The following is a 12,592-nucleotide window of genomic DNA, read 5'->3' as shown; positions in this document are numbered from 1 at the left end:
GGAGTCGTCTGGATTGGCATGGCGACCGGGGCTTGAGTTTTCTGCAACTCGGTTTGCGGGAACTGGCTCGGCTTTGCTACGAGCGTTTGCCCTTGCCCATCCTCCAAGCCTTGCCTAAGGGCAATCCACCGCCCGCTTGCGCCTCTCAATGCAAGCGAGACGCCCTAGACTGTCGCATTGAGTTCGCTAAGGTCCTCACATTCTCATGGTGAGACTGCCCTAAGTTTTCTGCACCACTAAGGGCTACGGTGTCAAAGGTTTTGGGTTACTTGCTAAATGACTGATGCCAAAGTCAAGGTATTTTTTTCCTACTCTCACGAAGATGAAAGTTTACGTGATGAGTTGGCAAAACACTTAAAGCCGCTAGAACGTCAAAATAAGATTGAAACGTGGCACGATCGCAAAATTGACCCCGGTACAGATTGGCGTAAGGAGCTTGACGGTCAACTGAACTCGGCAGATATTATTTTGCTGCTGGTCAGCCCCAGCTTTGTCGATTCAGATTTTTGCTATTGCACTGAACTGGAGCAGGCGAGAGAACGTCATGATGCTGGAGAAGCTCGCATCATTCCTATTTTTCTCAGACCGCTCGATATAGAGGCTCTGGAGGGAACTCCGCTACAAACTTTAAAAGGATTGCCAGAACCTAGTCAACCAATTACTAAATGGGAAAATCGAGATGAAGCTTATGTCGAAGTTGCAAAGGGTATCCGTGCAGTCGTCAATAAGATTCAGCAGGAAAAAGAGATAAAGCAAGCTGCTCAATCCAGGGAATTAACGCGTCAGTCTCCGATGCGATCGCGTGTTCCAGATGAGCATTATATCGAGCGGGATGAGGCGAAAAGGCTCTTAGATCGCTTTGAGAGAGTACTACAACAACCTGACGGACAACCCTTACTATTTAATATTTGCGGCATTGGCGGAGTGGGTAAAACGACCTTGCTGGGTCGATTGCGGGAAGCTCATACAGGCAACGTTGATTTTCTGGAGGTTTGTTTTGCGAAAACGGTTGATATCGAAACACCGCTAAAGCTCATGCGGAAGGTTCATCAGCAAGCAAGGGAGCTGTTGGGCACCGAAACGAGCATCGATGCGTTTACCCAACGAGAGCAGCTTTTTGAAAACACTCTTTTTGAATTGAGCCATCGTTCAGTAGATGGCAAAGAAGCCAGTAGTGAAGACGCGAGGAAAATCACCAGCTGGTTTGAACGATTTATCTGGTTAGGGACAGCCAGCTTTGCATCGACTTCAAATCACCCCAAATTTTATGGAGCGGAATTTGCGCCTTCAGGGGCAATCGGTGAGGATGCCGAGGGCTTGAAAGAATGGATTCAGCAGCGAGTGCGGAATCACCCTGCAACCAAAGACCAGCCTGAGCTACAGGCACTCATGTTGGAACCTGTTTCTCAGCTAACGCAGGCATTTGCTGAGAGTTTAATGCAAGTTGCCCAACTCAGAGCACAATCGCTCGTATTGATTTTAGACACCTATGAAAAAGCGCAGGCTTATTTAAATCAATGGCTATGGCAGTATTTGGTGGAAGATACACCGCTCGCTTCTTCTCCAGTACGACTAGTGGTGGTAGGGCGGCGATCGCTACAGGCCGATGAAGGTTGGCGCAAACTCAATCAGGATCGGACGTTACTCCATACAACACCGCTCCAAGAGTTCAGCAAAAACGATACAGAAAACTACCTCAAGCAAATTGGCATCCAAAATGGGGGGACACGCGCCAAGATCTATAGAGCAACCCAGGGATTACCCTATTATCTGGACTGGGTAAGGAAACAACAAGAGGACGATAAAGAACCTGACTTTTCTAAAGGGAATCAGGCAATCGCCGAACTCCTTTTACAGGGCACCGATTCGCAGCAGCGCAAGATTTTGCAGATTGTGGCGTGTTGCCGCTGGTTTGATTTGGCAATAATGCGATATTTGCTGGAGTGCAACATTCCTGGCTTACAGCAGGCGAATGACACCGCAGAAGATTATTTTGAGTGGTTGAAACGCTCAGATTTCGTTGAGTTTAGTAAAGGGCATTATCGGTTGGATGATGTGGCGCGAGATGTTTTTCGGTGGTCCTATTTTCAGGACGACCAAAATCAGTTTCGTAAAACCAATGCACTCCTCGCGGATTACTTCAAGCGGCAAGCGGATGAGCTGGTTGAGCCTCAAACTCCTTTACCCGATTCGTATGAAGATGAGGAGTGGCGAGAGTTGATCGCCGAGTTTCTTTATTACAGTCTGTTTGGCAAAGGCAGAGAAGGACTCCATCAATATACTGAGCAGGTTTTTATTGCAGCCTATCTGCGCGAGCCAGATGTATTTATAGCACCTTTTGCTTTTATCAGTGCAGAGTTAAGTGAGGAAAGTCAAACACTGCTTCCTAGAGCAACGGGCAAATTCTTTAAAGATTCTGCGATCGCCCTCAGATTCGGTTGGATTTTTCTAGGTCAACCTCCAAAAAGCTACAAGCTTGAATTTGAAGGTGAGGATGATTTATCAGAAGACGCGATTGAGGCACGATTGAAAAACATTGAGGATGCTTTGCAAGTTTTGCTAGAGCAGGTAGATAACGTGCCAGATGGCCTTGGCAAATGTGTAGGACTGATCTATAAGTCTCTTCGCCGCAAGCGCTCCAGGGAAATGGTTAATTCACTTTTGCCAGCAAAAAGCCAGGCTGAACAGCTAGCAACTCAATGCCGTCCAAAACTACTGCACAGTCTCTTTTTGAATCTTGGTGATTTGCTGAACACCATAGAACGCTATCAAGATGCGCTGGATTGTTGTGAGATAGCACTAGATTTATGGGAAGGTAATCCACAGACTTTTCTTACAAAGGGTGTTGCACTCGGCAATCTAGAGCGCCATGAGGAAGCATTGGAAAGCTTTCAAAAGCTGATTGACCTCGACTCTAAATCTGTTGATGCATGGAGAAATCGAGGTTTTGCGCTCTATCATCTAGAGCGCCATGAGGAAGCATTGGAAAGCTTTCAAAAGCTGATTGACCTCGACTCTAAATCTGTTGATGCATGGAGAAATCGAGGTTTTGCGCTCTATCATCTAGAGCGCTATGAGGAAGCATTGGAAAGCTTTCAAAAAGCACTTGACCTCGACCCTAAATCTGTTAATGCGTGGATAAACCGGGGGGATGTCTTACGAGCGCTGAAGCGGTATGGTGAAGCGCTTGCGGCTTTCGATCGAGCGCTTGAAATTGCTCCTAAAAATTCCGGTGTATTGAATTCTCAGGCATTAACATTGAGCTTCCTTCAAGATTTTGACAAAGCAATCGCTGCGGTTGACCAAGCAATCCATTTAAGCCCTGAAGAAGCTTTACTTAAAGCAAATCGCGGTATTGTTCTGGCAAGAGCAGGGCGCTATGCCGAAGCCCTTACTGACTGTGACCAAGCAATTCAGCAAGACCCTAAGCATGAGAGCGGCTACTATGCCAAAGCCTGCTGTTACGCCCTGCAAGGTGAGCTTGAACCGATAATCGATAATTTAACAAAAGCGATTGAAATTGCACCTCGTCATAGCCGAAGGGAAGCCAAGTGCAACCCAGATTTTGACCGTATTCGGGATGATGAACGATTTCGAGCTTTGGTGTATCTGGAATAAGAGTTCTGTGTTAGGAATCTTGCCCATAGTCCCGATCGAAAGGCGTCAGACGCTGCATTGGGCGATCGCCGCGCGCCCCTACCGAGGGCCATCGGCAAGCGGCGCAAGCTCCAGCGGCTATCATAACGATTAGCATATTCCATACGGTCTGGGCTCTCTGGTATATCTATGCACAGCCTCTCTATCCCTTACCCCGACGACTTGCTCATTACCTCGGGTAAATCGCCCCAGGCGCTTGAGGCTGAGCTAGCTTTTTTGCTTGCCGTCAAACTCTTCGAGTTGCACCGCCTCTCTCTGGGCAAAGCCGCCACCTTTTGCGGCATGGACAAGCTGCGCTTTATGTACGAACTGGGGCGGCTGCAAATACCAGTCATTAACCTAGACGACGACCAGATCGCCGACGAACTTCGCGATGACTAACGCCGCCATTATTGCCGACAGCAGCCCTCTCATCGCCCTGGCTATCATTGAGCAACTTGATCTCCTTCCTCAGCTTTATCAAAGTGTCTATGCTCCCCCCGCTGTTTGGGATGAAGTCACCGTTAAAGGTATCGGTTTACCAGGGTCACAGGCTGTAAGTCAGGTACCGTGGCTGACGATTCAAGCTTCAGAGCCAGCCATTCTAGAACCTCTGCTGATCTTGGTTGATCGAGGAGAGGCCGAGGCCATTGCCTTGGCCCAAGCTATCCCCAATAGCACCGTATTACTCGACGATGCCCAAGCCCGTCGGGTTGCTGAGCGGTTAGCTATCCGCCGCATTGGCACCCTAGGTATTTTGCGCCGAGCTAAAAAAGCAGGCTTAATACCGGCGTTAAAGCCTTACATTCAAACCATGCAGGCCAACGGTATTTATATTCGCTCTAGTTTGATTGAAGCTGTGCTGCGAGACGTAGGCGAAACCCCGTAGGGGCAAATGCTATTTGCCCGGCTCTATCCCTGGCCATCCCCACAAAATATCCTTGCGCCTGTACGGTTGTTCTACAAGGGCACTTGCTGTACCGTATTTTTGCGGGGAATGTAATCTAGGACGGGCGTAGGGGAAGTTACAGCTTCCCCTGCACCCTAAGACATCCCAGCTTAGACCGGGTAAGTGAGATGCCCTAGGTGCATTCTAGGAGCTAGCGTCTTCGTTTACCTTTCTTTGGGACAGCGCTAGAGCGTTCCCCGTTTTCCTTCACCCGAAAACGGAGACAACCGCATGACTTTTCAACCCTTGGGGCAGCCCGGCCTGCCCGCCTCGTTTGCCCTGCCCACCTACCGGCCCGACCGGCTCACCCACATACTGCTGGGCGACTACGCCGCCGTCATAGAAGCCATCAACCGCATGGAAGTGCTGCGCTACTGCGATCGAGTCGCCTGGATTGAGCCCATCCCCACCGGGCGCAGCGGCGAATACATCAGCGTGATGACCCGCCGCCTGGTCACTCCAGACGACTAGGGGCTCTCGTAGGGGCAAACGGCATTTGCCCTCCCCATCTTGGGGCATTCAATCAACCACCGCCTTCAGTTCGCGGTGTCGTGACTACAGGCCCTACATTGGGCGCACGCCGTGCGCCCCTACCGACAACCTCCCGTGGGGTGCATCTCCAAAAAATAGGCTGGCCTCACACTTAGCGAAGCCAGCCTATCAGGAGTCTCAAGTTTACGGGCATTTGGGTAGTGCTCCCTAACGGTTTACCCTCTTAAATTGCCCAAAACTTCAGGCCATTCTCACGCAGCAAAAGAAGGTGCTCTAAAGACGTTCTACTTCACTATTAAAACTGTTCTGATCTCCCCTGCCCCCCTTAAAAAGGGGGGTTAAGGTCCATTCGAAGCTCCCTATTTAAGGAAGATTTAGTAGGGTGGGCACTGCCCACCATTCCCCTTAGTAAGCAACAAGAACCCTAAACCTTTCCCTCCTAGCCCTTGTCATAAACCCAGCTCTTATCGCACCTACACCCATTGCGGTGCTTTTTCGCTCACCCTAATACTGTTCTTTTGGTAGCTTAAAGGAGAGGAAACATTATTAATGTTATTTAGGAGAGAAGCAGTTGACTGTAGAAGAGCTAGGGTTTGGTGGTGGGCAGTGCCCACCCTACTTATGTTGAAATATGCCGCAAGGTAGACCGAAAAATCTGAGAAAACCTGCCATAATTCCGAAGCAACCATTATTTTCCCAAAAGGATTTCACAGGTATGTCAGAGCCTAACGGCGTGATGATGCAGTATTTTCATTGGTACATTGAGCCCGATGGCAACCTGTGGAACGAGTTAGCTAAAAACGCAAAAGACTTAGCTGAGGTTGGTATTACCGCTCTTTGGCTACCGCCCGCCTACAAAGGCACTGCCGGTGGCATCGACGTAGGCTACAGCGTTTACGACCTGTACGACCTGGGAGAATTTGACCAAAAGAATAGCGTTCGCACCAAATACGGCACCAAAGCCGAATACCTTGAGAGCATAAAAGCCGCCAAAGAAGCGGGCATTCGGGTCTATGCCGACGTGGTGTTTAACCACATGATGGGCGGCGATGCCCTCGAAGAAGTCGAAGCCACCCCCATGAGCCACGACAACCGCCATGAGCAAATTGGCGAAAACCGGACGGTCAAGGTTTGGACCCACTTCAAATTCCCCGGTCGCCAGGGCAAATATTCCGATATGGAATGGCACTGGTGGCATTTCGACGCCGTCGATTACGATGCCAATGACCCCGATTACGACGCCGTTTACCTGTTCGAAGGTAAACAGTTTGACGAAAACGTAGACCTTGAAAAAGGCGCGTTTGACTACCTGATGGGCTGCGACCTCGATATAGAGTCAGACGAGGTACGCGATGCCCTTAAAGAGTGGGGCGCTTGGTATGTCGATACCACTGATGTCGATGGCGTTCGATTTGACGCTGTCAAGCACGTGCGGGCGGGCTTTTTCCCGCAGTGGTTGCAGCACTGTCGGCGACATGCCGGGCGCAGACTGTTTGCTGTGGGCGAGTACTGGTCTTACGAAATTGAGGCGCTGCACCACTTTATCGATGTCACCGAGGGCGATGTGCACCTGTTCGATGCGCCCCTGCACTACAACTTTTGCGAGGCCAGCAAGGCCGGGGGCGACTACGACCTCACCACCATCTTTGACAACACCCTGGTCAAAGAGCAGCCCGCCCTCGCCGTCACCCTGGTCGACAACCACGACTCGCAGCCGCTGCAATCGCTCGAATCGGTCGTTGAGCCTTGGTTCAAGCCCCTCGCCTACGCGCTAATTTTGCTACGGCAGGATGGCTACCCCTGCATTTTCTACGCCGACTACTACGGCGCTCACTACAAAGACACTGGCAACGACGGCGGCGAATATGAGATCTGGCTCGACAGCCACAAGTGGCTAATCGATAAGTTCTTGTATGCCCGCAGTACCTATGCTTTTGGCGATCAGTACGACTACTTCGACCACCCCAGCACCATTGGCTGGACCCGGCTTGGCACTGAGGCCAACCCCGGCGGTATGGCGGTGGTGCTGACCAACGGCGACGACGGCCACAAGTGGATGGAGGTGGGTCGGCCCAACTGCACCTACTACGACATTACTGAGCATGTCAGCGAACCCGTCACCACCAACGACGAAGGCTGGGCCGAGTTTAGCTGCCAGGCCGGGTCGGTCTCGGTGTGGGTACCGAAGGAGTAGATGGGTGGACGGGTAGGCGGTTAGATGGGTGGCGGTCCCTGAGCGGAGTCGTTCGCGCTAGCGTCTCCCGTAGGGAGAAAGGGATCGGTCCCTGAGCGAAGTCGAAGGGATCGGTCCCTGAGCGAAGTCGAAGATAGCGTCTCCCGTAGGGAGAAAGGGGGTGGATGGGTAGGGGCAAATGGCATTTGCCCAGTGCAATAGCTTTAGCCTAATGGGGCTTTCGTCTCGGCCTTCGAACTGGGCAACGCCCTATCTACCCCACCTTTGAATCGTCTTTGCTCAAAATGTAGAAACAGTAACTTTGCCCAAGTGAACCTTCTTTGATGTTGAGCGAATGAACACTTCTTTATCTAGAGCTTTGGCCACTACCACCGATCAGCAGATATCGCTGCCTCAAACGACCTCGCCCTCTACGGCTGCGTTAGTGCGGCTAGCGGCCCAAATGGCCGAGGGGTTTGCGCAGCAGGCGGGCCAGGTTGACAAGCCCGGTGCGTTTCCGGTAGAAGCGTTCGCGCGCCTAGCCGAGGAAGGGTTTTTGGTGGCTCCGCTGCGCCAGCCGCTGGGGGGGTGCGGCCTGGGTATTGATGCGGCGACAACCCACGACCTGCTGCGATCGCTCAAGCACATTGGCCGAGGCAACCTGGCGGTAGGGCGCGTGTACGAGGGCCACGTCAACGCGCTGCAAATTATTCAAACCTTTGGCACCGCAGAGCAGGTTGAGCGCTACGGGCAAGCGGTGCGCGATCGCCACAAAATTTTTGGCGTGTGGAATGCGGAGGATGCCGAAGGCCTGAGCATTGTGCCCCTGGGAGGTCAACGCTATCGGCTAGAGGGGGCCAAAACGTTTTGCTCGGGGGCGGGCTATGTGGAGCGGCCCTTTGTCAACGGCAAGTTGCCCGATGGCACCTGGCAGATGGCGATCGTGCCCATGGATGAGGTCAGCACCAAGTGGGATCGCGACTGGTGGCAACCGATGGGAATGCGAGCCACCGCCAGCTACAAGATCGACTTTACCGGCGTAGAGATTGGGGCCGACGATTTGATTGGTCAACCCGGCGACTATCTGCGACAGCCGTGGCTCACCGCTGGAGTGGTGAGATTTGCGGCGGTTCAGCTCGGCGGGGCGGAGGCCCTGTTTGACCTGACGCGGCAGTACCTGCAGGCCGAGCAACGCACCGAGCACCCCTACCAGCAGGAGCGGCTGGGGCAGATGGCGATCGCCCTAGAGACGGGCCAGCTCTGGCTGCGCGGGGCAGCTGATCAGATAGTCGCCTACGATTCGCAGTTCGGTGGCGATCCCCAAAGTGACCATCCCCAGCAGGCTCGGCTCTTGGCCTACGCCAACATGATGCGCACCGCGATCGAGCAAATTTGTATGGAGACTATGCAGCTCTGCGAGCGATCGGTGGGCACGCGGGGGCTGCTGCCCAGCCACGCCATTGAGCGCGTGATTCGCGATTTGACCCTGTACCTGCGCCAGCCCGCCTACGATGCCGCGATCGCAGGCGCAGGAGCCTACGTGCTGAGCCAAACCACCCCCGCCCACGACCTATGGTAGCTAGTGTCTCCCCCCTCAGCCATCCAGAAACGCTACCGCTGCGATCGCTGCCCAGCGAGGCCCCGGTGCTGGTGGTAGCCCCCCATCCCGACGACGAAACGCTGGCCTGCGGCGGTGCGATCGCCGCTCTGCGCGCCCAGGGACTGCCGGTGTCGGTGCTGGTGGTCAGCGACGGCACGCGATCGCACCCGCGATCGCGGCTCTACCCTGCTCCTCGCCTGCGTCAGGTGCGCCAGGCCGAAACCCTGGCCGCTTTGGCTCGGTTAGGGGTGGCGGCTAGCCAGGTCGTCTTTTTGGGGCTTCCCGACGGCTCGGTGCCCTCGGCCTCGCTCTCCACTTCGCTAGCCCAGGCGGCGCTGGCCCAGTGTCAGCGCTCCCTGGTTCAGGTGGCTCCCCGCACCCTGTTTTTGCCCTATCGCTACGACCCCCACCGCGACCACCGGGCCACCTGGAGCTTGATGCAGACGGCGATCGCTGCCCTACCGCAGCCGCCCCGCCTGATCGAATACCCCGTCTGGGACTGGGACCCCGAGCAGCGCCAGCCTCTGGATGCTAGCTACCGGCCCTGGCGACTAGATATCGCCTCCTTTGTGGAACTCAAGCGCCAGGCGATCGCCTGCTACCGCTCCCAGACCACCGACCTCATCCACGACGACCCTACCGGCTTTCGGCTGTCGCCTGAACTAATCGCCAGTTTTCTCAACCCCTGGGAAATTTTTTTGGAGCCTGTGCCATGACCAAACCCTCCCTCGGTGCCGACTTTTTTGAACAACTCTACCAAGCCGACGACGACCCCTGGCAGTTTGAAACCAGCCCCTACGAGGCGGCCAAATATGCCGCTACCCTGGCCGCCCTACCCCGGCCCCGCTACGGCTCAGCCTTTGAAATTGGCGGTTCCATTGGAGTGCTGACCGCCCAGTTAGCTAATCGCTGCGACTCGCTGCTGTCCGTCGATCTGTCAACGGTGGCGCAGGCCAAGGCCATGCAGCGTTGCCAACACCTGCCCCAGGTGCGGTTTGAGATTATGAACGTGCCTCACGACTACCCCAGCGATCGCTTTGACCTGGTGTTGCTCTCCGAAGTGGGCTACTACTGGTGCCGGGCCGATCTGCACCAGGCCCAGGCGCGCATCTACAACTCCCTGCGGCCCGGTGGTCATCTGCTACTGGTGCACTGGGTGCACGATGCCCCTAGCTATCCGCTGCGGGGCGACGACGTCCACGATGCTTTTGAGGTCTTTGCTACAGCCCGGTTCCGCCACCTGCACGACGGGCGCACCGAAAACTATCGACTCGATCTGTATGAGCGCCTCTAACAGCGACCTAGGGTAGGCGGCCTGCGGCGACAGGGTTCTGCTGACGCAGCCGATACAGTCGCAGCCGCAAGTCGGCGATCGCTTTGTCGATCGCAACACTGCCCCACTGCCGTTGCCAGAGGCCCGCAGTCTGCTGGTGCTGGTCGATCTGCTGGTAAAGCTCTCCTGGTGAGGACGATTGCTCCACAGCCTGATGTAGCATCGTCAGTGGCACGGCCAGTTGAGTGGCCAGCGATGCCAAGCAGGGCTGGGCTAGCGCAGGTTGGCCGGTCGAGTAGCGCCACCAGTAGCTGCGCAGGTCGCGTCGCGCCCGCAGTTTGGCCTCAACCGCTGCCCCTGGTTCAACTAAAAACACCTGCTGGCGCTGACTGAGATGCTGAAACTGGGCCAGGCGATCGGCCAAACCCAGGGTGGCCCGCCCCTGCTGACGGGCCGACGTTGTCACCCGCATGAGAAAGCTGTGCCGCACTTTAGCACCAAACGCCAAAAGCGCCTGGTGCAACGCCACATCTTCACCCGTGTGCAATGGGGACAGCCCTCCCACCAGGGCGTACATTTCATGGGTAATGGCAAAATTGGCCCCGAAAAACTGATAGTGCCGGGGTGGACAATCAAACGGATCAGGATCCAAATAGTCTTCCAGCTGCTTAATCAAATATCGATAGCCCACAAACCGTAGGTAGGTAGCCCGCGTCTGAACATCAAGGGCCTGTCGCTCTGAGCGCTGAGTTACCGTGCGGCCCCCCACGGCATCGGCCCCCCGCTCAAACTCGTAGAGCATAGCCGCAATCCACTGGCTGTCTACCCTGCTATCGCCGTCGGTAGAGGCAATAATGCCCCGAGGCTGACCGACCCAACAGCGACGGCGATAGGCTTCATCCATCAAAATTTGGCGCACCCGGCCAATGTAGGCTTCTTCAGGCGGCAGGGTTTGCTCAATTAAGTGGATCTGATGCTCAGGATGCTGACGGGCAAATTGTCGAACAATCGCTGCCGATTCATCGGTGCAGTTATTAGTAAAAACAATCACTTCGTAGTGACTTGGGGGTATAAGACAGCCTTTGAAATCGACTTGATCAGCCAGAGCGGCCAGGGTTTCGTCTAAGGTTGCGGCTTCATCGCGCACAGGCACAATGATAGATACTAAGCTCTGCAGCAGCGGCGGTTTTCGAATTAGAGTAGGTGCTGAAGAAACTGGGTTTAAAGCTAACTTACTCGGCCAAAAATCAGGAATTGCTTCTTTGCAATTACTTTGCATACCGATCCTTTTTGGAAGCCAATCTTAAACACGCCTTTTAGAATTTATCGGCGCACAATAGTATCTCTCAAGAGTAAATTTACCCTGCGGCAATGGGTATCTTCCTTCCGGAAGGTTTACAGGTTTAGGAAGGCTTGTTAGGTCTGCTTCAGGATAAGCAGACAAAGCGCTTTCACGAAAAGACGGTGTGGGGCAGGCTTTAGCCTAAGTCAGTGAGATGCTGATCTACATTTCTATAATTCGGCCAAGAGCAAGCCTTACAAAGCACCTAAAGCACCATTTTTGCTTTCAGAATTGGCCCTTCGTCCCGTTCTTCGAGTTGGGCAATGCCCAAAAACTCTCTGCTAGCATCATTCAGGATGCGATAGGGCGTGTTGGGCGGTATCTCCACTGGGGGCGGAAACTTTTGCCCCTGCTGCCAGCGGCGGGCTAGGTCTGGGGAGAGGGAGATCGCAGGCAAATGCGTCAATGAGACAGCTGGCTCCACCAGCTCCAGGGACTGGCGCTCGACCCGATCGCTCACTGTCTCCAGCGATAAACTGTGCTCCAGGCTAAAGCCACCGCTGCGGGTGCGGGTGAGGTGGGCCAGGGTAGCGCCAGTGCCCACGCGATCGCCCAAATCCCGCGCGATCGAGCGAATGTAGGTGCCGGGGCCGCAGTCTATATCCAGCGTCAGCTCCGGCTGCTCCCCCGGCTGCCAGTGCTGCACCATTAGTTTGTGGATTGTCACAGTGCGCGAGGGAGGCGTTACCACGCGTCCCTTACGGGCCAGATCGTAGAGTCGTTGCCCCTGCACCTGAATGGCGCTAAAGGCGGGCGGAATTTGGGCGATCGCCCCTTCAAACTCGGGTAGGCAAGCCGCAATATCCTCGACTGTCAGGCGATCGGCGGCCTGCTGGGTGAGAATTTCGCCTTCTAAATCATCAGTCGTTGTGGTGAGGCCGAAGCGGATAATCGCCCGGTAGGCCTTGCCCTCGGGCAGGTAGGGCAGCAGACGTGTAGCTCGACCCACCGCGATCGGCAGTACGCCTTCGGCCAAGGGGTCGAGCGTGCCGCCGTGGCCCACTTTACGAATGCCCAACAGCCGCCGCACCGCCCCGACGCAGTCGTGAGAACTGATGCCTTGGGGCTTGTAGAGGTTCAGAAATCCCTGCGCGGTAGTCAATGTGAGTTGGGGGTGTGGGGTGTGG

10 protein-coding genes and 1 pseudogene are annotated in these 12,592 nt (G+C 54.7%); 9 read left to right on the top strand and 2 right to left on the bottom strand.

All coding sequences use genetic code 11. The features are described from left to right. The 9 genes and pseudogenes from IQ273_RS33925 to IQ273_RS22790 all read left to right on the top strand — a co-directional run. Nucleotides 1-212 (top strand): annotated as a pseudogene (locus IQ273_RS33925) (IS4 family transposase); the annotation flags it as partial. Nucleotides 213-276: 64 nt separating this feature from the next. After that, a complete protein-coding gene (locus tag IQ273_RS22825) occupies nucleotides 277-3,618 on the top strand; it encodes a tetratricopeptide repeat protein (protein ID WP_194025464.1) in 3,342 nt (1,113 codons plus the stop codon). Nucleotides 3,619-3,786: 168 nt separating this feature from the next. Then, complete coding sequence (locus IQ273_RS22820) at nucleotides 3,787-4,038, top strand: UPF0175 family protein (RefSeq protein WP_194025463.1); 252 nt, start codon at nucleotides 3,787-3,789, stop codon at nucleotides 4,036-4,038. Beyond that, the gene (locus IQ273_RS22815) at nucleotides 4,031-4,525 is read left to right on the top strand and encodes a DUF3368 domain-containing protein (RefSeq protein ID WP_194025462.1); all 495 of its coding nucleotides are present in this window, start codon (nucleotides 4,031-4,033) and stop codon (nucleotides 4,523-4,525) included. Before IQ273_RS22820 ends, IQ273_RS22815 begins: the two co-directional genes overlap by 8 nt. Nucleotides 4,526-4,816: 291 nt before the next feature. After that, nucleotides 4,817-5,056 (top strand): hypothetical protein, encoded by a 240-nt coding sequence (locus IQ273_RS22810; RefSeq protein WP_194025461.1) that lies wholly within the window; start codon nucleotides 4,817-4,819, stop codon nucleotides 5,054-5,056. A gap of 736 nt (nucleotides 5,057-5,792) precedes the next feature. Then, entirely contained in the window at nucleotides 5,793-7,271 is a 1,479-nt protein-coding gene (locus tag IQ273_RS22805; protein WP_194025460.1) for an alpha-amylase, read from the top strand. A 334-nt stretch (nucleotides 7,272-7,605) separates the two neighbouring features. Next, nucleotides 7,606-8,829, top strand: coding sequence for an acyl-CoA dehydrogenase family protein (locus tag IQ273_RS22800; RefSeq protein WP_194025459.1), 1,224 nt, complete (start codon nucleotides 7,606-7,608; stop codon nucleotides 8,827-8,829). After that, entirely contained in the window at nucleotides 8,823-9,566 is a 744-nt protein-coding gene (locus tag IQ273_RS22795; RefSeq protein ID WP_194025458.1) for a PIG-L deacetylase family protein, read from the top strand. The genes IQ273_RS22800 and IQ273_RS22795 overlap by 7 nt, the downstream gene beginning before the upstream one ends. Continuing rightward, complete coding sequence (locus IQ273_RS22790; RefSeq protein WP_194025457.1) at nucleotides 9,563-10,144, top strand: class I SAM-dependent methyltransferase; 582 nt, start codon at nucleotides 9,563-9,565, stop codon at nucleotides 10,142-10,144. The genes IQ273_RS22795 and IQ273_RS22790 overlap by 4 nt, the downstream gene beginning before the upstream one ends. 7 nt (nucleotides 10,145-10,151) lie before the next feature. Here the strand turns inward: IQ273_RS22790 and IQ273_RS22785 are convergent, their stop codons facing one another. Beyond that, nucleotides 10,152-11,276, bottom strand: coding sequence for a glycosyltransferase (locus IQ273_RS22785; RefSeq protein WP_194025456.1), 1,125 nt, complete (start codon nucleotides 11,274-11,276; stop codon nucleotides 10,152-10,154). A 394-nt stretch (nucleotides 11,277-11,670) separates the two neighbouring features. After that, the gene (gene truB, locus IQ273_RS22780) at nucleotides 11,671-12,567 is read right to left on the bottom strand and encodes a tRNA pseudouridine(55) synthase TruB (RefSeq protein WP_194025455.1); all 897 of its coding nucleotides are present in this window, start codon (nucleotides 12,565-12,567) and stop codon (nucleotides 11,671-11,673) included. Nucleotides 12,568-12,592: the final 25 nt, after the last annotated feature.

Source organism: Nodosilinea sp. LEGE 07298 (assembly GCF_015207265.1).
Taxonomy (GTDB): domain Bacteria; phylum Cyanobacteriota; class Cyanobacteriia; order Phormidesmidales; family Phormidesmidaceae; genus Nodosilinea.
The sequence above is the reverse complement of the archived record's forward strand: the minus strand, read 5'-3'. Positions and strand labels throughout refer to the sequence as shown.

Bases quoted from the DNA above. Each gene is read 5' to 3' on its own strand.
- IQ273_RS22790 (WP_194025457.1), top strand. From the start codon at position 9,563: ATGACCAAACCCTCCCTCGGTGCCGACTTTTTTGAACAACTCTACCAA.
- IQ273_RS22800 (WP_194025459.1), top strand. From the start codon at position 7,606: ATGAACACTTCTTTATCTAGAGCTTTGGCCACTACCACCGATCAGCAG.
- IQ273_RS22820 (WP_194025463.1), top strand. From the start codon at position 3,787: ATGCACAGCCTCTCTATCCCTTACCCCGACGACTTGCTCATTACCTCG.
- IQ273_RS22810 (WP_194025461.1), top strand. From the start codon at position 4,817: ATGACTTTTCAACCCTTGGGGCAGCCCGGCCTGCCCGCCTCGTTTGCC.
- IQ273_RS22815 (WP_194025462.1), top strand. From the start codon at position 4,031: ATGACTAACGCCGCCATTATTGCCGACAGCAGCCCTCTCATCGCCCTG.
- IQ273_RS22805 (WP_194025460.1), top strand. From the start codon at position 5,793: ATGTCAGAGCCTAACGGCGTGATGATGCAGTATTTTCATTGGTACATT.
- IQ273_RS22795 (WP_194025458.1), top strand. From the start codon at position 8,823: ATGGTAGCTAGTGTCTCCCCCCTCAGCCATCCAGAAACGCTACCGCTG.
- IQ273_RS22825 (WP_194025464.1), top strand. From the start codon at position 277: ATGACTGATGCCAAAGTCAAGGTATTTTTTTCCTACTCTCACGAAGAT.